17 protein-coding genes are annotated in these 21,260 nt (G+C 36.9%); 5 read left to right on the top strand and 12 right to left on the bottom strand.

The features are described 5' to 3' along the window. Positions 1 to 72 precede the first annotated feature (72 nt). On the bottom strand, positions 73 to 1,950 hold the full coding sequence (locus tag IC221_RS19970) for a glycoside hydrolase family 13 protein (protein ID WP_188170652.1): 1,878 nt from the start codon (positions 1,948 to 1,950) through the stop codon (positions 73 to 75). A 51-nt stretch (positions 1,951 to 2,001) separates the two neighbouring features. After that, entirely contained in the window at positions 2,002 to 4,296 is a 2,295-nt protein-coding gene (locus tag IC221_RS19965; protein WP_188170651.1) for an amylo-alpha-1,6-glucosidase, read from the bottom strand. A gap of 199 nt (positions 4,297 to 4,495) precedes the next feature. Between IC221_RS19965 and IC221_RS19960 the strand changes: the two genes are divergently transcribed. The 4 genes from IC221_RS19960 to IC221_RS19945 all read left to right on the top strand — a co-directional run bounded on the left by IC221_RS19960 (position 4,496) and on the right by IC221_RS19945 (position 9,147). Beyond that, positions 4,496 to 5,548 (top strand): sensor histidine kinase, encoded by a 1,053-nt coding sequence (locus tag IC221_RS19960; RefSeq protein WP_188170650.1) that lies wholly within the window; start codon positions 4,496 to 4,498, stop codon positions 5,546 to 5,548. Next, positions 5,545 to 6,264, top strand: coding sequence for a LytTR family DNA-binding domain-containing protein (locus IC221_RS19955; protein WP_188170649.1), 720 nt, complete (start codon positions 5,545 to 5,547; stop codon positions 6,262 to 6,264). The genes IC221_RS19960 and IC221_RS19955 overlap by 4 nt, the downstream gene beginning before the upstream one ends. A gap of 526 nt (positions 6,265 to 6,790) precedes the next feature. Continuing rightward, positions 6,791 to 7,870 carry a YhcG family protein gene (locus IC221_RS19950; RefSeq protein ID WP_188170648.1) on the top strand — a complete coding sequence of 360 codons (1,080 nt, stop codon included), beginning with the start codon at positions 6,791 to 6,793 and terminating at the stop codon, positions 7,868 to 7,870. Between the two features lie 149 nt (positions 7,871 to 8,019). Further along, the gene (locus tag IC221_RS19945; RefSeq protein WP_188170647.1) at positions 8,020 to 9,147 is read left to right on the top strand and encodes a hypothetical protein; all 1,128 of its coding nucleotides are present in this window, start codon (positions 8,020 to 8,022) and stop codon (positions 9,145 to 9,147) included. Between the two features lie 44 nt (positions 9,148 to 9,191). Here IC221_RS19945 and IC221_RS19940 read toward each other — a convergent pair whose 3' ends face one another. Further along, positions 9,192 to 10,232, bottom strand: a complete 1,041-nt coding sequence (locus IC221_RS19940; protein WP_188170646.1) for a beta-propeller fold lactonase family protein — start codon at positions 10,230 to 10,232, stop codon at positions 9,192 to 9,194. A gap of 137 nt (positions 10,233 to 10,369) precedes the next feature. Here IC221_RS19940 and IC221_RS19935 point away from each other — a divergent pair, with 137 nt between their 5' ends. Next, positions 10,370 to 11,140, top strand: a complete 771-nt coding sequence (locus IC221_RS19935) for an IclR family transcriptional regulator (protein WP_188170645.1) — start codon at positions 10,370 to 10,372, stop codon at positions 11,138 to 11,140. Positions 11,141 to 11,434: 294 nt separating this feature from the next. On the opposite strand, the gene IC221_RS19930 is transcribed toward IC221_RS19935, so the two are convergent. The 9 genes from IC221_RS19930 to IC221_RS19890 form a co-directional block, all read right to left on the bottom strand. Further along, a complete protein-coding gene (locus tag IC221_RS19930) occupies positions 11,435 to 11,881 on the bottom strand; it encodes a MaoC/PaaZ C-terminal domain-containing protein (RefSeq protein ID WP_188170644.1) in 447 nt (148 codons plus the stop codon). Positions 11,882 to 11,996: 115 nt separating this feature from the next. Continuing rightward, complete coding sequence (locus IC221_RS19925) at positions 11,997 to 12,767, bottom strand: SDR family oxidoreductase (protein WP_188170643.1); 771 nt, start codon at positions 12,765 to 12,767, stop codon at positions 11,997 to 11,999. Between the two features lie 184 nt (positions 12,768 to 12,951). After that, positions 12,952 to 13,965 carry a zinc-binding dehydrogenase gene (locus IC221_RS19920; RefSeq protein ID WP_188170642.1) on the bottom strand — a complete coding sequence of 338 codons (1,014 nt, stop codon included), beginning with the start codon at positions 13,963 to 13,965 and terminating at the stop codon, positions 12,952 to 12,954. A 29-nt stretch (positions 13,966 to 13,994) separates the two neighbouring features. Continuing rightward, a complete protein-coding gene (locus IC221_RS19915) occupies positions 13,995 to 15,068 on the bottom strand; it encodes a Gfo/Idh/MocA family protein (protein WP_188170641.1) in 1,074 nt (357 codons plus the stop codon). 279 nt (positions 15,069 to 15,347) lie between these two features. Next, positions 15,348 to 16,583 carry a sugar ABC transporter substrate-binding protein gene (locus IC221_RS19910; RefSeq protein WP_223241441.1) on the bottom strand — a complete coding sequence of 412 codons (1,236 nt, stop codon included), beginning with the start codon at positions 16,581 to 16,583 and terminating at the stop codon, positions 15,348 to 15,350. Beyond that, on the bottom strand, positions 16,552 to 17,730 hold the full coding sequence (locus IC221_RS19905; RefSeq protein WP_188170640.1) for a CaiB/BaiF CoA-transferase family protein: 1,179 nt from the start codon (positions 17,728 to 17,730) through the stop codon (positions 16,552 to 16,554). Before IC221_RS19905 ends, IC221_RS19910 begins: the two co-directional genes overlap by 32 nt. 10 nt (positions 17,731 to 17,740) lie before the next feature. Further along, positions 17,741 to 18,889 (bottom strand): CaiB/BaiF CoA-transferase family protein, encoded by a 1,149-nt coding sequence (locus IC221_RS19900; RefSeq protein ID WP_188170639.1) that lies wholly within the window; start codon positions 18,887 to 18,889, stop codon positions 17,741 to 17,743. Next, on the bottom strand, positions 18,882 to 20,027 hold the full coding sequence (locus IC221_RS19895; protein ID WP_188170638.1) for an extracellular solute-binding protein: 1,146 nt from the start codon (positions 20,025 to 20,027) through the stop codon (positions 18,882 to 18,884). The genes IC221_RS19900 and IC221_RS19895 overlap by 8 nt, the downstream gene beginning before the upstream one ends. A gap of 36 nt (positions 20,028 to 20,063) precedes the next feature. Further along, a complete protein-coding gene (locus IC221_RS19890; RefSeq protein WP_188170637.1) occupies positions 20,064 to 21,134 on the bottom strand; it encodes an L-rhamnose/proton symporter RhaT in 1,071 nt (356 codons plus the stop codon). Positions 21,135 to 21,260: the final 126 nt, after the last annotated feature.

Here is a 21,260-nt window from a genome sequence, read left to right as displayed (position 1 = left end):
TGCGATGGGGTTGTTTATTATTCTCAATCGACCTTATACTCTTGCAGGGCGATCATTTTTTCAGAATCTCAATTACTTCACCTCAAGCATCAATGCCGAAGTACCATCAACTTTGATAACACCTGAAGAAAGGTCAATATTTTCTCCAGTTAAAATATTCTTAGCTGAAGTAGCACCTTCGATCACTTCGAAGAAACGCTCTAACTTTACTTCTTTATCTTCTGTATTCTTATTGAAAATAGACATTACAGTTTTGTTATCGTCATATCTGAATATCACATAGATTTGTTCTTGAGGATAGAAATGTACTAGTTTTCCATCCTGTAAAGCTGGAGTATTTTTTCTGTAATGAGTAAGTGTTTTGATAAACTTCAATGCATCTTTTTGTTGCTCATCAAGACCTTCACCTTTGAATACATTGACTTTATCACCTTCCCATCCACCTGGCATATCGATTCTTAATCCACCGTGGTCTCCAGGGTTTTCAGGGAATGACATTGTAATTTCAGTACCATAATATACTTGAGGAATTCCTCTTAATGTATACAAGTAAACCATTGCCATTTTATAAAGGTCATAGTTTTGATTTACTTGGTCGTAAATACGAGCCATATCATGGTTATCCATGAAGGTTACTAGATTAAATGCATCCGTGTATAAGAAGTCATTAGATAGCATTTCGTAAGCACCTCTGAAACTATCTTTCCATTCCTCATCCGGCGATTGTGTTAAAGACTCCACAAATGAATGTTGGTTCGGGAAGTCCATCATTGATGGCATATAGCATTTATAACCATCTCTGTTATTTTGTCCAACTTGCCATCTTGCTACAATTGCAGGGTTGACAGTCCACTCTTCACCTACAATATTGAAGTTAGGGTATTCTTCCATAATGCTTCTAGACCAATCACTGATAAAGTCAGCATCAGGGTAAGAGAATGTATCTTGACGAATACCTTGTAAACCTGCATACTCAATCCACCAGATTGAATTTTGAATTAAATACTTTGCCATCAAAGGATTTTCTTGGTTCAAGTCAGGCATTCTATCAACGAACCATCCGTCACTAAATGCTTTTTTCTCCGACTCCGTTGAGTAAGGATCAGCTAAAGCGAATCTATTGTGGTTAGTATAAGGCTTTACTTCTTTGTCTGCATGATGATACCAATCATTTGTCGGTAGATCTTTTGTCCACCAGTGATTTAAACCAGCATGGTTTTCCACTTGGTCCATGATGATTTTAATCCCTCTTTTGTTGGCTTCCTCTACAAGTTTCAAATAGTCTTCATTTGATCCATATCGAGGGTCCACTTTATAATAATCAGTAATCGCATAACCATGGTAAGAATAATCCACTTGGTTACTTTCTAATACTGGGCAAATCCAAATCGATGTAAAACCAAGATCTTGGATATAATCTAAGTTGTCAATAATACCTTGTAAATCACCACCATGACGTTTTCCACTGTCCGATCGGTCTGTATCTTCATACATACCTTCGATATGGTCATTTTCAGGGATGCTATTCGCAAAACGATCAGGTGTGATCAGGTACATGATATCTTTATTTGAGAAACCTTCTCTTTGAGCAGAATGCTCTTTTCTCGCTTTCAATTCATAATCATAAGTAAAAACGACCTTTCCTTTTCTTTTGAATTCGATAGGGAATTTACCTGCTTTTACCTCTTCATCTAGTTTAAGGTTTAAAAACAAATAGTTAGGGTTTTCAACACGAATAATTTGTTCTACAGTCACCCCTTCATAACTAAGTGATGGAGTAAGATCTGTAATATTTTCACCGTGAACTAATACCTGAAGTTCTGGATTTACCATTCCTGCCCACCAAAAAGCAGGTTCAACACGATCGATTAAAACTTTCCCTTTTGCATGTGTAAATTGTAGTAAAGAAATACACATGAAGAGTGTAAGTAATATATTTTTCTTTTTCATATTAAAACGATTTATTTTTCTGATATAAATAATCTAATGTTTATTCTGGTGTTAGATTCCACGATCTCCACTAAATGTTTTCTTCATCACAGGATGATGATCTATTGATAAAGGTGAACAGAAACGAATGTCTTTAAATAGTGCATCTGATTGATGTTTGATAGCCACCTTATTGTTATCAATATCGATGTTTCCTGTTTTATCATTTAGTTGATAACTGAGTTGATTGCCTTTATCTTTTAATACTAATTGGTCTCCTTTTTCAATAGTTACATTGAGATCTTGGTATTCATTAATGCGGACTATTACTTTCCCTGAAATATTATTGAAGGTGTAATTATATTCCTTTTCTTTTTCACGGAAACGACCTTCTATAAAGCCTTCACCTACGTAAACTTTGTACTCCAAATCTCCGATTTCTTGAGGTATCTGAGGCGTTATTGTAATCTTTTTATTAATCATATCCGGTTGGATACCTAAGAACGATTGATACCAAACTCTTAAATGTTCAGCATTTGACCATGCTTGTAAATAAGTACCTGTTAGCTTTGGCCAATTTTCGTCTTTTCTTGGGTAACAATCCATATTTTCACCTAATCCACCAACAACGCCCATAGTCATGGCTTGGTGATTCATATTTTTGAATAGTTGATACGCTACATCTTTTTGTCCAGCTTCAATCATTCTTTGCATTGCAATTCCATTTAGCCAAAGCCAAATTGTTCCGTTGTGATAACCTTCATCTTTATGGTAATTTTCCCAACTGTGGTGGAAAGGGTGAAAATTAGGATCATGACGATCTAATGAGGAAACACCCCATGGGTAAACTAACTCTTCCCAACATACTTTTGTGGCATTTAATTTTAATGCTTCATCATTTACTAAATCATAACTGAATAACTGATTGGGTCTGATTTTGTAATCAGCCTGATTCTGTTGATCTAAACGATCTGCAATATAATTGTGCTTATTATCAATGAAATCTTGATTGAAATGTTTATGAACATTCTCTGCGATTTTTTTCCATTTATCTTCACTTTCTTGATCCCCAATAACCTTAGCAAAATAGATTCCTGAAGAGAGTTGTTTGTACCATAATGCTTGGATATCATTGGCTCTTGCCCCTCTTGGCGAATAAGAAAGTTTATCATAATTTCTTTTTGCATCCATCCAAGTTTCATGGTCATCATGCAACAGGTAACCTTTTTTATCGGTCCAATTTTCTATTGCTCCATCAATACTTCTTTTTACAACAGGATATAATTCATTGATAAGGGATTTGTCACCAGAATAACGAACATAATCATATAACTCTCCAATGAAACGAGGTGTGCCATCTGTAGTATGATAATCTATACCACTTGGGTTAACAATGTTAGGGACTCTACCGAAAAATTTTGAATTAGGATCCGTTTGTTGGTATTCCGAAAAGGACTTAAGTATATTTTTTGCCCAATCAAACTGACCTGTCACTAACACAGCACCTGGCATTGAAATAAATTCATCTCTACCCCAATACTCATTAAACCAAGGTAGGCCAGCATATATACCATGTCCTTGCTGTTCTGAAACGAGCTGATCCATTGTTATCACCATCCAATTCATTGCATTATTAAAATCCTTATTAGATGATTGAAGGAATGCATTTTCGGTCAATAGTTTTTCCATTCTAGAAATTCTATTCTTTTTCCATTGCTCACCATGTTGAACAGCATCAGTTAGTAGTTTTGTAGCCTCCGTTTTTGAATTACCAACCGCAATAAAAAATCCATCATTATCTTTCGATAAGATCATTTTGCCTTTGACATCCAAGTTGGATTTATTCTTATCCATAACAGCAATTACTTTCTCACCTTCCATAGAAGTATAGTAGGCAATTTGATTCGTATTGCTTTCCAGTAGAGTGATATCACCTTTTAACTCAAGACCGATGGAAGTATTTGCATTTTGCACATCAACTTCAAGTAGATTGACAAAATCATGCATCCAAAAAGTCTCTTGAATACCATTTGAATAAGCACGTATCATTTTATGAGGAAAAACATCAACGTTACTATTTTTGATATCAATTTTTTGATCTCCTTCTAGTAATTGGTATCCATGAAATATTCGTTTCTGAGCGATATTCATACCTGTAAAAAACGTAAACTCCTCATGGTTATTATGATGTGATTGAGTATAGAAATAAGCAGATTTCTTATTACAAAATGAAATCTCCCTATTTTCATTTTCTGTAACCTGCACCTTCATATCATCTAATAATGAACTTTTAGGCTCATTATATTCAGTCTGCTGAGTGCAACTTGTGAAGAAAATAATTATGGATAAATAGAAGATATTTTTCATACTTTGTGTGATTTGGTTTATCACAAAAAGACTACGTTTTTAATATAAAAGCAAAAGTTATGGACGTATGTCAATTCTATGAGGATGAAGGTTCGTAAAATGAATTTTGTCCTTGCAGACCTTTCCTTTATCCATAAATATTGTCTTTAGGAAATTAAATTAATATCATGTTAATTGATACAAAAAATGAATGAAAATAATGAGGATAACGTCACAGGATAAATTTCAATTTCTAAACAGTAGTCTATTACAACACTGCACCTATTGGGTGATCTATATTCTATTTTTCTCTTTAGCTTTTGGAGCATCCAATGAAAATGTTCCAAGGATGTTTTTAGTTCAATTGATTTACCTTCCTCCTAAAATTTTGTTAGTCTATTTTATGATCGACTATCTATTTCCTAAATATTTATATTCTTCAAAATTTCTCACATTTTCATTTTGGGCCAGTATAGCATTATTAGTAACGGCAATTATTCATCGCTATACGGATAACTATTATGTATTAGATAACTTTTTACCTTTCTTCAAGAAATATCCAATATTTGATGTCACTCAGATTGTAAGTAATTTGGTAGGTTTGGGCTCGGTCTTAGCGATACCTTGTACGGTGAGAATAATGCAATATTTGTCGCAAGTACAACAGAGAGAACAGTTATTGGCGAAAGAGAAAGCAGAAGCGGAGTTGCTCTTTTTGAAAAATCAAATTAACCCTCATTTCTTATTCAATACATTGAATAGTTTGTATGCCATGATTTTAAAAAATTCAGAGCAATCACTTTCTATGGTCTTAAAACTATCGGAGTTATTGAGGTACTTACTGTATGAAAGCAATGCAACGACAGTTCCGCTTCGGAAAGAAATACACTCGATCCAAAATTTTATAGAATTAGAAAAAATCAGATATGGCAAAAGGGTGGAAGTAAGTACTTTGCTTCCTGAGGGAAACATAGATCTTTTGATTGCTCCAAATCTTCTATTACCTTTTGTAGAAAATAGCTTCAAGCATAGTACAAAAGAGATAAATGAAACGGCTTGGATTAGTATTTCCTTAAAAATCAGTGAAAATAAGCTGACGTTTTTTGTGGAAAATAATGTCCCTAAAAACTCAGAGAAATATGTGAAAGAAGTCGGTGGAATTGGTTTAGAGAATGTGAGAAAAAGACTTGAATTATTATATTCTCAAAATTTTCAACTTGATATCGTAAATGATCAAGAAACATTTTCTGTGCAACTAGAAATTACATTATGAAAGAAATAAAATGCCTTATTGTAGATGATGAACCCTTGGCCATTGACATCATAGAAAGTTATATCGATCGATTAGATTTTATGAAGGTGATGGGGAAGTGTTCGAATGGTGTAGAAGCACTTTCTTTTCTTACGAATCATGAGGATATCGATTTGATTTTTCTGGATATTCAAATGCCAGGATTGAATGGATTGCAGTTGTTTAGAAGCCTAAAAAATCCACCCAAAGTAGTGTTTACTACAGCGTATGAACAGTTTGCAGTAGAAGGCTTTGAATTGGATGCATTGGATTATCTGATTAAACCAATACCTTTTGAACGTTTTATGGTTTCCGTAAATCGATTTCTAAAAAAACAGGAACAAATTGTTGTTGACAAACAACCGAGTAGTACCCCTGAGTTTATCTTTGTAAAGTCAGAAAAGAAGATGGTCAAAGTGATTATTTCTGAAATCACCTACCTTGAAAGCTTACGGAATTATGTCATCATACATACGACAAAAGGCGAAGAAATAGCGACCCTAAATACCATCGGAAATATTGAAACTAAACTACCTGAAAGTCAATTTATGCGTTTTCATCGTTCTTACATTATTAGTTTAAAATACATAGAGAGCTATTCAAATGCTTTTATTACAATTGATAATAAGGACCTTCCAATAGGTAGAAATTATAAAGAGGAAGTTTTGAATTTTTTGAATAATCATATTATTGAGTAGGGGTAATATCTGCTAGATTTCATTGTTTTTCTTCCAAACTTTCTTCTTCTTCATTTTTTCCATTGATGAAAAAACGAAGCAAAAAAATCTAGGCTTAGAAGTCAAAAGCTAAATTTCATTCCTTTCGCCTAAATGATTTTAAACTCGCTTTGCTCAAACAAGAAAATCATTTTTTACGGCTCATTCCATGAAATTCTTAACGCTTTTCCCTTCAAGGCCGAGGGTTAGCGTTCTACTTTCAATCTTAAGGACGTGATTTCAATTTTTATAGATGAATTCTGTTTCTTGATGTTATTATTTTAAACTCATACTGGTTCAAGTCTTAAGCTGGAAGCGTGACTTGGACCTCGATTTGAAAAAAGTCTGAAGACTTTTAGTGTCAAGTGATGTTCTATAAGTCTACAGATTTATAACAAAAGAAACATAACAAAACACTTGTATTGGAGTAGAAGGTTTGGGAAATTTCATCATTTATAATACTCTTTTTTATCTATCTTTACTTTTGTAACATATTACTATTGACTTTATGCTAGTACCTGCCAATTTCATTAAAGACCTCAAGCAACAAATTTTACAAAGTAGATACGTCGTAGCCAAAATTGCGAATGCGGAGATGTTACGTCTTTATTTTACGATTGGAGAATTAGTAGAAATAGAGTTTCAAAATAATAAATGGGGAGCAAAAGTATTGGAGGATATTTCTTCTAAGCTTCAACAAGAACTACCGGGGTTAAGAGGTTTTTCAAGTAGAAATATTTCGAATATGAGAAGCTTTTATAATGCTTGGAAAAGTAAAAATTCAATTATGCAGACACTGTCTGCTAAATTTGAAAATAAAGAAGTTACAATTATGCAGACACTGTCGACCAAATTGGAAGATAGTGATTTAAAGGCTTTTTTATCAGTCTCTTTCTCTCAACATTTAGAGATTGTCACTAAAATTAAAGATGAAAAAGCGAGATGGTACTACATTCACAAAACAGCTCAAAACTTCTGGTCTGTTCGTCATTTGCGTACAGAAATAAAAAATCAATCTCATTTACAGGATGAACTGCCCAATAATTTTGAGCAGACTATGACACAAGAGTTGTCCAATAAAGCATTGAGGTCATTTAAAGATCAGTATTTATTGGATTTTGTCAATGTGGAAGATGCAGATGATGAAATTGATGAAAGGGTATTAGAAGGGGAAATTGTTCAGAATATCAGAAAGTTCTTAATGTCATTAGGCTCTGATTTTACCTTTATGGGCAATCAATATAGACTAGTAGTAGAAGAGGATGAATACTTTATTGATCTTCTTTTTTATCATAGAAGCTTACAATCTCTTGTTGCTTTTGAATTGAAAAAAGGAAAGTTTAAGCCAGAGTATGTAGGGAAAATGAATTTCTATTTATCTGCTTTGGATGATTTGGTGAAGCAACCTCATGAAAATCCATCAATAGGAATCATTCTTTGTAAAGAAAAAGAAAATAAAAAAGTAGAATACAGCTTCAGAGATTTTTCAAAACCAATGGGTGTATCTACTTTTAAAACATCAGAAACACTTCCTCCTGAATTAAAAGAAGCTTTGCCGGATGCAGAGACTTTGAAGAAACTTTTATAAAAACATACTATAATCTCGTCACAAATTTATTAATAATTTGTGACGAGATTTTGAGATAAATATTAGAGTGAATGAACTATGGTTAATAGTTTTCAAATAACTCATTTTATATATACTGAGTTAATCTCTGAAGATAAAACAAACAAATTATGCTAAAAGAAGGAACCGTTTATAAAGGGGAAGGTACTTACGAATATTTAAGTAAAGAATACACTACTACTTTTGAGCTTGAACAAGTGGGTATAAAGTGGTATGCCTCAGGAATAAATATACCTCATGAATATTTTAAAGAATCAAAGCCACTTTCTATTAAGGGTATTTTGGAAATAGGAAATTTACCAATAAAATTAATAGTAGGAGGACAAAGTAATCGAAGAGGACAAGTATTAGAGGCCAGTGTATTGCAATCTAATATTGGGTTAGTAAGTGAGATTAGTACTGTATCTTCCCAATTGTTTGGGGTATATTTTAAATCTCAGTTTTCTTTTAATTTTGAAGATCTTAAAATTCAAATATTACCTACACAAACTAATTTAAGCGAGGCAAGAAAAGCTTTTAAAGGAAACGGGTTTATATCAAAAGGGAATGTAATTCATATAAAAGGTGAGGAATTAGATTTAAAACGAGTCAATAATATTATTGGAAAAGTATGTGTGTTATTAACATCAATAACATTTTCTAATGTTGTTTTCGGACATCTTAATATAAATGAGGATCAAGGGATAATTATTCCAGAGAGAAAAATGAAATATACATCTGACATTTCATTCTCTTATGCAGTCATGGACTCAGCACCTAATCTCGAAAACTTTTTTAAAGAAGCATTCCCTAAATACCTTTCACTCTCTGAAGAATATGAGGCAATTATTTTTAATATTTCATATGCTTTAATGGTTTCAAGTTCTACATTACTCCAAGAAAGCAGAATGTTTGAATTGATTAGCTATTTTGAAAACTTTGCTAAATACAAAAATAATAATAGTCCTTTGAAGTGTTTAAGAGAGGAATGGATTCAATATCTGGATACAAATGATTTTGAGTATGATCTAGAAGTTGTAAAAGAGTTAGTAAAACTGAGAAATTCTTTAGCCCATTCGGCTATCTTTCCAAAAATAGAGTTCTCGCAGGCAAAGCATGAGTATATAGTTTTACTACAAAAAATATTATTTATTAGCCTTTTAGATATATTGGAAGCGGATGTTCTAATACAATACTATGACAAAGACGGTTGGAGAGACTTTGGAAAAAAGGATGAATTAAAAAATATACAAATGTAAACTGTCTTTTAATCACTAATCAACAGTTTACATTTTATGGCAAATCACCCAAACCCCACACAACAAACCGATCTCACCCCATCCATTTTATCCATCAACTCCAACCTACCTTCATTAATAGAAAAAGCAACCAAAGATTCAGAATCTTGATTCCCTACAATCAAGAGTTTTCCATCAGGAGAAATCTCAAAATCTCTAGGGGTGACGCCTTGTGTTGGTACTTCTTCGATAAGGTTTAAGGCTTCTGTTTCGGGATCAAATTTTAGGATGGAAATGCTGTTGGTACTTCTTACTCCGCAGTAGATAAACTGACCGCATTTTGAGATTTTGATAGCGGAAGCAGAGGCGACGTTATTGTGATCTTGTGTCATGATAGAGACGTTTTTGATCCATTGCCAAGCGTCGTTTTGCCATTTGAGTAGACTGACTTCTCCTTTCATTTCATTGGATACAAAGCTGTAATTGGCGCCAGGATGTTGTACTAAATGCCTTGGGCCTCCACCTGCGGGAACACTCAATTCGTGGGTTTGGACGAACTGATCGTTTTGGTATTTCAAACTATAAATTTTATCGTTTCCTAAATCGATGAGTAGTAATAAATCATGAGCTTCGTCGTAATAGGATAAATGAGCATGCGGACCTTCTTGACGGTCTTGATTGATGCTTCCTCCAGTATATTTTATGTTTTGAGAAAAGGGGAGGGGAATACCATTTTCGTCTAAATCATATTTCAAAAAATTGCCGGTTTCATAACAACTCACCATTAAGCAATTGTACTTTTTAAGGTGCAAAATATGGCAGGGCAATCCTCCATTGATTTCCAATGATTGAAGCAGTTCTAACTTTCCTTTTTCGGTTTTGAAACAAAGTAATTTTGGAGCTAAAGTTTGCTGTCTTTCTTGGAAAGTGTAGAGTAATTGATCCGTGGAGTTTAATGTAAAATAACCGGGGTTGATGGTCTCGTAGCTTTCCAATAAAGTGATTTTGGAAGTGACTGGATCGATATTAAAATATTGAATGCCGATGCCGTTTCCTGATAGGCCGGGTCCAACATGTTCGGTGTATGATGATGTGTAAAAATTCATTTCATTAAGTTTGTTTGTTTGATTTTAGCTATTATTCTTGTGATATAAAATTGAAAATAAGACTTTCAAAAATACTGAAGGATTTACACCCTAAAATTTGAGCAATTTCTTATTTTTGTTGAAACTAAATTTAGCATATGCCTACTTATAACTCTCCCGCACTCGACAAAGGATTAGATATTTTAGAATTCTTATCCGCACAGTCGGTTCCTCAATCTCAAGCAGAAATTGGAACAGGTATTAATCGTAAACCCAACGAGATTTACCGTATGTTGGTGTGTCTGGAGGAGAGAGGTTATATCAATAAAGAGCCTATTTCGGGCAAGTATCAATTGACGTTACGTTTATTCCAATTGTCCCATCATCACTCTTCCATTGATTACTTGGTGAAAGCTTCTATGCCTTATTTGGAACAGCTTTCTCAGACCATTAATCAGTCTTGTCATTTGAGCTTTTTCTACCAGAATAAACTACTGATTATTTGCCAAGCGAAGAGCATGACACCTATTTCGCTGTCTGTGGAAGTGGGGGGCGTTTTTCCTATCACTCAAACCAATTCGGGAAAGATTATTTTAGCTCATAAATCGGAAGCGGAAAGGGAGCAAATATTGAAAGCGTCGGAGGAATACCAAGCGTTATCAAAAAAGGAAAAAACGGAGTTGGAAAAAGAGTTGTCAGCTTTGAAAGACCTACAATGTTTTGTACAAAAAAGTACGCTGACGGAAGGTGTTACAGACTTTGCCGCGCCTGTGTATGATATCAATAATGAGGTGATGGCGGTGTTGGTAGTATCAGGGCTAACTTCCCAACTGAAGAACGTCTCTCAAGATGATATTATTAATGAGATTTTAAAGACCGTAGATGCCATTAATGTCTCCATCGGCGGTGTTCCTGCAGATAAAGAATAACCCCAAAATGATGTAATATACACCAAGTTGGGATGTAGATAGCTGAAATGTAGTAGGTCAATCATTTCTATTTGGTAAACCTAAATCAAAATGAAACTCTTTAATGTCGCAAGTGTTAAGCCGGTAGGCGCCACTTGTGATAAAGTATTGGCGAAGTCTCCCGACTTCGAATTACAAAAGTGAATATCCATTTATTTCGAAGTCGGGAGACTTCACCAAAGAATAGTTCCAAGTGACACTTTCGCTTAACACTTGAAACATGGTTTATTTGCTTTTTTATTAGCGATGACCGACCTACCACCCTTTTTTCTTTGCTAACAATATATGATCACAAACCAAAACCAATTCATCTCTTTGATTGATAACCTCTACGTGTTCAATCACCTGACCTAATTCCGGCTTCTTGGATTCTGATTTCTCAGAGATGGTCACTTTCACATGAATAGTATCACCAATGTGTACTGGCTTTACAAAGCGTAAACGGTCATATCCTTTAGAAAATGCTTCCGGGTTAATTTCCGTTGCTGTCATCCCAATGGCCACACTAAATGTCAATGTGCCGTGTGCAATACGTTCCTTGAAAGGTTGTGTTTTACACCATTCCGCATCCATATGATGAGGGAAGAAATCACCTGTTTGTCCTGCATGAACAACAAAGTCCGTTTCTGTAATTGTTCTACCAAGAGTCTCTCTATAGTCTCCTAGTGTGTAGTCTTCGAAAAATTGTGATTTTATATGCATGATTGTTTCTTTAAAGTTAAAATGAAGGGATTAAGTATAAGGGAAGACGGAAAGTGGTTCGTGTTGTGGTCCGCTAGGACGTTGCAATGCAACGTCCTTACAAATGCTGTTTAATTTATCGTCCCATCCATCCACCGTCAACAAGCATTACTGCACCTTGCATATAAGCACTTGCTTCCGAGCAAAGGAAGACTACTGGACCTGCGAAATCTTCTGGTTTACCCCAACGTCCTGAAGGGATACGTGCTAGGATTTGCTCTGATCTTACAGGATCGTTACGCAATGCTTCAGTGTTATCTGTGTCGATGTAACCTGGTGCAATAGCGTTTACGTTCACGCCTTTTGAGGCCCACTCGTTTGCAAAAGCCATGGTCATCTGACCGATTGCCCCTTTTGAAGCCGCATAACCTGGTACTGTAATACCACCTTGGAAAGTTAAAAGTGATGCTGTAAATACTACTTTACCTGAGCCACGAGCCACCATTTCTTTTCCAATTTCACGCGTTAAGATGAATTGTGCATTTTGGTTTACCTCAATTACTTTGTCCCACATTTCGTCAGGGTGTTCTACTGCAGGAGCTCTAAGGATAGTACCAGCGTTATTGATTAAAATATCAATTACGGGGTGGTCTGCCTTCACTTCTTTAATGAAAGTATAAAGTGATTCACGGTTGGAGAAATCACAAGTGTAAGCAGAGAATTTACGACCTAATGCCGTTACTGCCTTTTCCACATTACTTCCTGTTTTTTCTAGAGAGGCACTTACGCCAATAATGTCGGCGCCAGCCTCAGCTAACGCAACGGCCATGCCCATGCCGATACCTCTTTTACAACCTGTAACTAATGCTACTTTTCCTCCTAAACTAAATGTATTTAAAACGCTCATTGCTTTATTTTTTTCTGTTTGATGTAAGTGTTTTGTGCACCACGACTGAAGTCATGGGCAGGTGATATTTACTCCAACAACACTAAAGTGTTATTTCCTTTTTTAACCTTCAAGACTTCAGTCTTGGAAAGGTTTGTTTATCACCTGCCCATAGTTTTAACTATGGTGCCTGACAGAATAAATTCTATTGACAGTCGATCAAGAATTTCATCCCTGTTGGATTATTATCGATGTCTTCAAATATCTGTTGGATTTCATCCAGTGGTTTTGTGCCCGTGATGATCTTATCGAAATTGTATTTGTTTTCTGTGATCAATTGGATCGACTCTTCGTAATCTTCTTTTTCGTAAACACGAGCACCAATCAACTCTAATTCTTTCCAGAAGAACTTAAACAGATCCACGGGCTTTTTCTCTCCATGAATGGCCACCATTACAATACGGCCACGGATACCTGCCACTTCCGTCATTACATCTAATGAAGCTTGCACGCCAGCTACTTCGAATACAACATCCGCTAACCCGCCTTCCGTTTGTTGATCAACATAGGCTACTAGATCGGTGATAATAGGATTGACCACTTCAAAGCCCATGTCTTCTGCCATTTTAATTCGAGCATCATTCACTTCTGAAATAATAACTCTAGCTCCTTTGCTTTTGGCTACCATAGCAACAAGTAAACCGATAGGACCGCCACCTAAAACAACAGCTACTTCGTCTTTTTTCAATTTACTCATGCGTACATCATGGCAAGCCACTGATAAAGGCTCAATAAGTGCCGCTAGCTTAAGGTCGGTTTCCTCTTTCAGTTTATGTAATGTGAAAGCTGGAACATTCCAGTATTGTTGCATGGCGCCTGGGCTGTCAATTCCGATAAACTTTAATGCTTTTGCAATATGGCTGTATCCTTTATCAGCAGGCGTTTCACCTCTGTTGTCTAATGGACGAACTGTGATTTTCTCGCCCACACGAAATCCTTTCACACCTTCACCAACAGCATCTACAGTCCCCGACATTTCGTGCCCGATAGTAACAGGAATACTGACACGTTTGTCCATCATACCATGATAAATATGTACATCGGTACCGCACACCCCACAATAGGCTACTTTAATTCTTACCTCACCTGCGGCAGGCGCTTCTATTTCTTTTTCAACAACAGTGAAGGTTTGATTTCCTTCGTATAATGATGCTTTCATTGTTTTATTTTTATTGCTTTTTGACAATTTTATATTGAACCATATTCAGGTTTCACACCACCCATATCGCTCGATTTATACGCCGCTTCTACCACATGCATGGTTTTCAAAATATCTTCAATAGAAGTATCCAATTGGTCAGATTCTCCGTTGGCATAACAGATCAATGAAGACATGGTGCCGATAAAAGCATCAGGGAACCATGACCCTTCCAATTGTTTGGTTTTCCACTCTGGTTTTTTCTCTTCTTCTAAAATGCAGTATTCAAAAGCGTCTGGCACACCGTCAGGGTAGTTCATCAAAAGGCCCATTTTAGCATAGATAGCTCCTTTGGTACCTTCCCATTTTACATAGCTTTCTTGGTGATCAAATCCGAAAACGTGATCGTGGTTGGTACTGACTAATGCACGCACATCATCATCATATTCCATGATGACATTGGTACGAGTAGACGACATTTCTTTGGCAGGGTGCTTTAATGTTTTCGCCATAATTCCTTTTGGGTCACCCAAGAAAGACCTTACCAAATCGATGTGGTGAATACTGTGCTGTTGGATTTCCAATCTTGGATGATGGACTACATTAGGGAAAATTTCCCATGGAGTGTATACCGACACCTTCACTTCCATATCGTAGATTTTGCCGATGGCTTCTTTGTTGATCATGTCACGTGCCGCCATGACATATGGAGCAAAGCGCAACTGACAGTTTACCGCCGCGATAAGCTTTTTTCTTCTACAGACTTCGATGATTTTTTTAGTTTGCTCAAAGTAATCACCTAAAGGTTTTTGAATCAGCACTGGGGCGCCATCCGGTAGTTTTTCTAAAGTGGCAACAAACTGATTTGGCATTAATGTAAGATCGAAAACGGCATTCTCTGGAGCTTGTGCGATGGCATCATCGATGCTATCAAATACTCTTGGGATGTCATATTTTTCTGCTATTATTTCTGCTCGTTCTTTTGTTCTGTTAGTGATGCCATATACTTCAAATCCAGCTTTTCTATAAGCGGGCATATGTGCATCGTTGACAATACCTCCTGCTCCGATGATGATGATCGGGCGGGATGTTTTTGGTAAGGTATATTGATAATTTATTTCCATTTCATTATTGATTTAATTAAGTACTAGGAAAAAAGTAATTGGACATTTTATCTTATCTTTTTTATCCTACTCATCGTTAGATTTTTATCACGTAGCTATGGCTATGCTCTTCAAATCTGTCTCGATTAGAATAAAAAATAACAATCTAAAATTGTCCCTTTTCTTCTTTCCTAGTACTTACTGTGAAAGAAAAAGCGGAAACATCACTTTAGTGTTGTTGGAGTTGGTATCACTAGCCCACGACTTCAGTCGTGGTGCACGCAATATTCTTGTATTATATTATGTATTCACAAGCTCCAGCTGATCCACTTTCTCCTGTGCAGTAGCTAAGATGTTTTCGATGTCTTCTTCTGTATTGATCACCTTCAGCACTAACTCGTCGATGATGTCTGCGACTTGCGACCAATTGTTCATTCGAGGAAGAGATTCGGTGTTTTGATGCAGTTCTTCTAGTTTATGATAATAAGGGATTTCTTGATTGACCTTTGGACTTCTCCAAGTCGAAACTCTACATCCGATACCACCCTCTAGCGTTAATAATTCATCGTTTTTAGCGGAGGTCGCAAAATTGATAAAGTCATAAGCCAATTGTTGTTTTTTACTGCCTGCTCCAATCACGTACATCCAATAGGCATTGAGAGAAACGCCTTCTCCACCTTCCCCTGCAGGGATGTAAGCCACATCCACTTTCCCTTTTACTTTAGAATCAGGACTCACTTCACAATTGGCGGCAAAGCCAAACCAGTTGACGCTTAAGGCTAATTCACCGTTAGCGAACGCTAAACCAGCTTCTACAGAATCAAACTCTCTTGATTTAGGGTGAATGGCCTCTTTGTTTTGTAAAGCTTTACGGTAGAATTTCATGCCTTCAACAGTCGCTTTCGAATGAAGCACCACTTTATCGTTTTCAGTGATTAATTGACCACCTCTTGTCCATAATTGAAGGCAGAAATCGAAGACAGTATTATGTCCATCAGGGTAAGCGGCGAAAGTCGTTCCGTATAAACCTGCTTGAGGGCGGTGGAAGAAAGAGGCGACTTCCATCAGTTCGTTCCATGTTTTGGGAACAGTCAGTGTTCTGTTGTATTTATTCTTGAAAGCCTCTTGTTCTTTCGCATCTTCAAAAAGGTCCGTTCTGTACATTAAGCACTCTGGTCCGTTATGAAATGGAAGCCCCATAACTGCATTTCCGAACCGTTGTTTTCCTAAAAGAGAAGGACTCCATGCTTCTTCCAAAACAGAGGAATCATCACCTATAAAAGGCATTAAATCAGCGATGGAATTACTGCTGTAAGCTTCCGTAATCCAATCGGTGTTCATTAATGCAATGTCCCAATCGCCGTTCTTCAAACCATCCTCTTTTAAAATAGTATCATAAAGAGGATGCAGGTCCATTGGTACAGCTTCCAATTCTACATCACATTTATGCCGTGAGCTGAAGTCGTCCCAAATCTTTTGGATAGCACTTTCAAAAGGGCCAAATTTACGAACAGCAATTCTCAACTTTTCCTTCATGATCCATAGCGTTTAGTTCTTTCAAAATTTCTTGCGTATGTTCTCCAATAGCCGGAGATCCTAATGTGGAAGTGAGGTATTCTCCATCAATTTTAATCGGACAACGAGTAGTTTTGTACTCGAATCCATCGCCCATTTTTACATTCTGAATCATGTTGAGGGCTTTAAAACCATCGTGTTTGAAAAGGGTGTCCCAATTCAATACATCCGCACACCAGATATCGGCAGGTTCTAAGATCGAAAGCCAATGTTCAGTAGTTTCAGTCAGTAAATGACCGGCTAGAATATTCTTTATTTCATCTCTTTGTGTAAACCAAGTATCAGGCTCAGGGTAGTTTGCCAAAGAAGGGCAACCGAGTAATTCTCCCAATACAGGAATGGCACCCATAGCCAAAGCTAAATGCCCGTTTTTCGTAGCATAAACCCCATAAGGAGCACCTAGATAAGCATGTGCATTATTGCTTGCTGTTCTTACCGTAGGTTCGCCACCATCGTGGTAATATGTAGTGATGGTTTCGAATTGGAAATCCAAAATCGATTCCAGCATACTTATTGAGACCTTACTTCCTTGATTGGTCTTGAATCTTTTGATTAAGGAGGCGATAAGACCTTGTGCCAAGTGAGCACCCGCCAAAATATCGACGATCGCAATACCCATAGGTACCGGCCCTTTGTCAGCATTGCCACTCAGCCATGTTACCCCTGATAAAGATTGCAACAGAAGATCTTGCCCAGGCTTGGCTGACCATGGTCCTTCTGATCCATATCCAGAAATATCACCGTAAACAATTGAAGGATTAATTGCTTTCACCGTATCATAATCCAACCCTAAACGTTCGATCACACCAGGTCTGAAATTGTGTACCAAAACATCCGCTTTTGCGATAAGCTTCAGTACTTTTTCTTTATCAATATCCGATTTTAAATCGGCTTGAAAACTCTCTTTATTTCTATTGATGGCTCTAAAAACCGAAGACTCACCATTGAGCATTACGTTGGAAACATAAAGCTGACGGCAGATATCACCTGTTTCGGGGCGTTCTACTTTGATGACTCTTGCACCAAGATCTGCCAATCGGAGTGTAGCTGATGGGGCAGACAAAAACTGGCTTAGATCAACTACTAATATATCTTTTAATGGAAGCATATTTTTGTCTTTATAAGTTAAACTCTTTGGCAATTGCATCTGTATCTTGACCCACTCTAGGAGCTGGTTTTGATGCAAATAATTTCTCATCATTTAAGCGGATCGGACAACGTGTGGTATGGATAAACTCGCCTGTGTCAAGCGGTAGTTTTTGATCCATTTCCAATACTTTATAAGCCTCATGTTGAAGCAGTTGTTCGTAGTCGAAAACGGCTGAACACCAAATCCCTGCTAGTTCGAAAAGATCTAACCATTCCTGAGTTGTTTTAGTGGCTAATATTTCACGAAGTGTATTCATAATTTCATCACGCTTCGTAAACGTTTCCTCTTCTGAATACCCTCTTAATTGATCTGTATCAAGCAATTCAACCAGTTTATCAAAGCCACCCATTGCCAAAGAAATATGACTGTCTTTGGTCGCATACACTCCATAAGGAGCACTGAGGTAAGCATGTCCAGATCCTTTTTCCGCTCTTTGAGGAAGTTTATTTCCATCGTTGAGGTACGTTGTGATGACTTCAAATTGGAAATCCAACATTGATTCTAATAAGCTCACTTCTACGAAAGCACCCTTCTTGGTTTTCGCACTTCTAAGCAAAGCGGCTAAAATCCCTTGCGTCAAATGAGACCCTGTGATGATATCAGCGACCGCCAATCCGAAAGGAGTAGGGCCGTCATTTTTATCGCCTGTAAGGTGTGCCAAGCCCGACATACACTGTACTAAAAGGTCCTGTCCGGGTTTAGCGGACCAAGGACCTTCAGTACCATAACCCGTAACAGTCGCGTATACAATTTGAGGGTTGATTTCTTGAACAGTAGGATAGTCTAACCCGATTTTTTCCATCACACCCGGACGGAAATTATGGGTCATCACATCTGCTTTGGCGATAAGTTCTTTTACTTTTTGTAGATCTTCTGTGTCCTTTAAATTGGCAGCATAAGATTCTTTATTTCTATTGAGGGTATGGAAAACCAAACTGCTTCCATCCACTCTTAAATTTTTAATGGCAATCTGACGCCCAGCTTCACCATGATTGGGACGTTCAATTTTGATCACGCGAGCCCCCAAATCTGCTAATCGCAAACCTGCGGATGGTCCTGCCAAAAACTGACAGAATTCCAACACCAAAAGGCCCTCTAATGGTTTTGAATTAGTCATTTTGAGAAAGCGATTTGATGTACAATTCATTTAATTGTTTCAATAGCTCTTTAGCATCACCACCCTTCATCATAAACTCACGAATAGGTGCACCGGCTCTATCTTGGAAATACATGTGACCGTTGTAACGTGGTCGTAAAAATGCACGGTCTAAAGCTGGAAGTGTATCGCTAAAGAAGTCCATGCACTTGCTGTTCACTCTTTGATCCGTCCATGCTTTTCTATGTCCAGGCTGACCGCCATTGTCAAAGAAAATTCCCTTTTGAACATCTAAAGATCCTGCAAACTCCAAGAACTTTGAGGCCAATTCTTTTTCTTCACATTTAGAAGATAAAGCCAAGCCTGTACCGCCCAACGTACTGATCAGTTTTTGATCCTTTATGGCCACCATATCATGGTACTTTAAAGGAACACGAGCATAGCCTTCACGTGAGTAATTCGTATATCCATAACCGAAAGGAGCGTACACATAATCGTCTGTTTTGGTCATGGCCTCACAAACTTTTATCGGGTTCCAATCGTAACTTTCTTCTTTAATATTTTCTCCTAAATCGCGAAGCATCTGAAGTGCTTTTAATCCGATTTCTTCTGAAACGACATGATCTTTAGTTTCACACACGTTTTCACCTAACGTAGAGCAAACCATGTAGAAACTCATTAATGTATCTTGAGGAATACCAGGGATCGCCACTTTTCCTGTTTTCGATAACTCCACTAAATCGTCCCATGTTTCTGGAAACTTCAATCCTTCTTTTTCAAAAAGGTCCGGACGGCTAGAAGCAACTGGAGTTGCTGCATCAATTGCCAATGCCCATTGATGATTATTGTAAGCGTAACTTTCGTGTGATCTACCCACCGTATTTTCTTCCAAATCTTTCATGAAATCTTGCGGAAGCAATGTATCCAAAGGCATAATCACTTGAGTTCGGGCAGCAAAACCGGCCCAAGGATGATCGATAATTAAGAAGTCATATCTTTCTGCCAATTGGTCTATTGGTTCATCAGCAAAAGCTTGAAGCGATCTTTTCTCCCAAGAGATCTGTACATCAGGATATAGTTCTTCAAAACGCTGTGAAACGGCTACTATTGAGGTAAATCCACGGCTGTGGTTCCAAGTAATTCCTTTTAACTTTTTCATTTCAGTTGAATATTTTTAGTCTAATTGTATCTTTTATTAATGCCCTATAGCTTCCGTTCCCATGCTACTTCCGTAAGTCATGGTTAAGAAAGAAATGATTAGCACGCCTAAGGCAAAGAGTAATGTATTGTAAGTTCGCTTGCTCACCTGTGACCATTCTTTCATCAGAATACCCAAGATGTAACTGAAGAAAATGAGCATAGACATGTGAATTACCCAGCTGGCAAATTTGAAATCACCCATTCTTACATGTGCCATATTGTAGAAGAAGAATTGCCCATACCATAATGCACCACTTAGAATAGACATTAGGAAGTTGGTGCCGATTGTTTTTGACCCAAGCCCTTTTACATCCACAATTTCTTTTAATGTTTTTTGCTTAATTCCTACAACCACAAACCAAACAAGGTTAGTCGCAAAAGCACCCATTGTCGATAACATCAGATTGGCATTTCCTTCGAAATAACCTGCTCCATGTTTTCCGGCAATTTCAGCAATTGGAGCACCTACTTCTAATGAGATACCAAACACTGCTGAAAGTACACCGGCTATTAAAGTGAGCATAAAACCTTTCTTCATATTAAAAGAAGGTTGGTTGCCTGTTTCAATATTTAAATTCTTAAGATCTTTTTCTTTTCTATATCCCGAAACCCCACAAAGTGCAATACCGATAAGTGAAATAAACATTCCCAGATAGATAATATTTCCACCCGGTTCATAGAATTTAGACACCAATTCACCATGCATAATCAACGGCACAATCGTACCCAAAATGGCAGAGATACCAATTGAAATGGTATAGGTAAGTGAGTACCCAATTTCTTTAATAGCATATCCAAAACACATGCCTCCAAAACCGTAAATCGTTCCTAAAATAAAAGCATTGAAGATTACTTCAGAAGGCGATTCTGCGAAGACTTCCCATAAATCAGGCACCGTAATGTAACCAATAACTAAAGGGAAAATAAACCAAGCGAAAGCGGCCTGAACCAACCAATAGGAATTCCAATTCCATTGCTTTACTTTCTGAAAAGGCACATAACAAGTAGATGCTGAAACGCCTCCCACTGCATGTAATAAAGTACCGATTATTGGATTTTGCTGCATTGTTTATTTCAAATATGAATAAGTGTTTTAAATATGAATGCAATAACACATATTATTTTTAAATCCGAGAGAGAAATGTATTTGTTACACATTTACCCCCTGTAAATGCATAAAAAGTTCAACTTT

Source organism: Flammeovirga sp. EKP202, assembly GCF_014534745.1.
Classification (GTDB): Bacteria; Bacteroidota; Bacteroidia; order Cytophagales; family Flammeovirgaceae; genus Flammeovirga.
The sequence above is the reverse complement of the archived record's forward strand: the minus strand, read 5'-3'. Positions and strand labels throughout refer to the sequence as shown.

Excerpts from the sequence above, each read along its gene's own strand:
- IC221_RS19970 (WP_188170652.1), bottom strand. The coding sequence starts at position 1,950 with ATGAAAAAGAAAAATATATTACTTACACTCTTCATGTGTATTTCTTTA.
- IC221_RS19965 (WP_188170651.1), bottom strand. The coding sequence starts at position 4,296 with ATGAAAAATATCTTCTATTTATCCATAATTATTTTCTTCACAAGTTGC.
- IC221_RS19960 (WP_188170650.1), top strand. The coding sequence starts at position 4,496 with ATGAGGATAACGTCACAGGATAAATTTCAATTTCTAAACAGTAGTCTA.
- IC221_RS19955 (WP_188170649.1), top strand. The coding sequence starts at position 5,545 with ATGAAAGAAATAAAATGCCTTATTGTAGATGATGAACCCTTGGCCATT.
- IC221_RS19950 (WP_188170648.1), top strand. The coding sequence starts at position 6,791 with ATGCTAGTACCTGCCAATTTCATTAAAGACCTCAAGCAACAAATTTTA.
- IC221_RS19945 (WP_188170647.1), top strand. The coding sequence starts at position 8,020 with ATGCTAAAAGAAGGAACCGTTTATAAAGGGGAAGGTACTTACGAATAT.
- IC221_RS19940 (WP_188170646.1), bottom strand. The coding sequence starts at position 10,232 with ATGAATTTTTACACATCATCATACACCGAACATGTTGGACCCGGCCTA.
- IC221_RS19935 (WP_188170645.1), top strand. The coding sequence starts at position 10,370 with ATGCCTACTTATAACTCTCCCGCACTCGACAAAGGATTAGATATTTTA.
- IC221_RS19930 (WP_188170644.1), bottom strand. The coding sequence starts at position 11,881 with ATGCATATAAAATCACAATTTTTCGAAGACTACACACTAGGAGACTAT.
- IC221_RS19925 (WP_188170643.1), bottom strand. The coding sequence starts at position 12,767 with ATGAGCGTTTTAAATACATTTAGTTTAGGAGGAAAAGTAGCATTAGTT.
- IC221_RS19920 (WP_188170642.1), bottom strand. The coding sequence starts at position 13,965 with ATGAAAGCATCATTATACGAAGGAAATCAAACCTTCACTGTTGTTGAA.
- IC221_RS19915 (WP_188170641.1), bottom strand. The coding sequence starts at position 15,068 with ATGGAAATAAATTATCAATATACCTTACCAAAAACATCCCGCCCGATC.
- IC221_RS19910 (WP_223241441.1), bottom strand. The coding sequence starts at position 16,583 with ATGAAGGAAAAGTTGAGAATTGCTGTTCGTAAATTTGGCCCTTTTGAA.
- IC221_RS19905 (WP_188170640.1), bottom strand. The coding sequence starts at position 17,730 with ATGCTTCCATTAAAAGATATATTAGTAGTTGATCTAAGCCAGTTTTTG.
- IC221_RS19900 (WP_188170639.1), bottom strand. The coding sequence starts at position 18,889 with ATGACTAATTCAAAACCATTAGAGGGCCTTTTGGTGTTGGAATTCTGT.
- IC221_RS19895 (WP_188170638.1), bottom strand. The coding sequence starts at position 20,027 with ATGAAAAAGTTAAAAGGAATTACTTGGAACCACAGCCGTGGATTTACC.
- IC221_RS19890 (WP_188170637.1), bottom strand. The coding sequence starts at position 21,134 with ATGCAGCAAAATCCAATAATCGGTACTTTATTACATGCAGTGGGAGGC.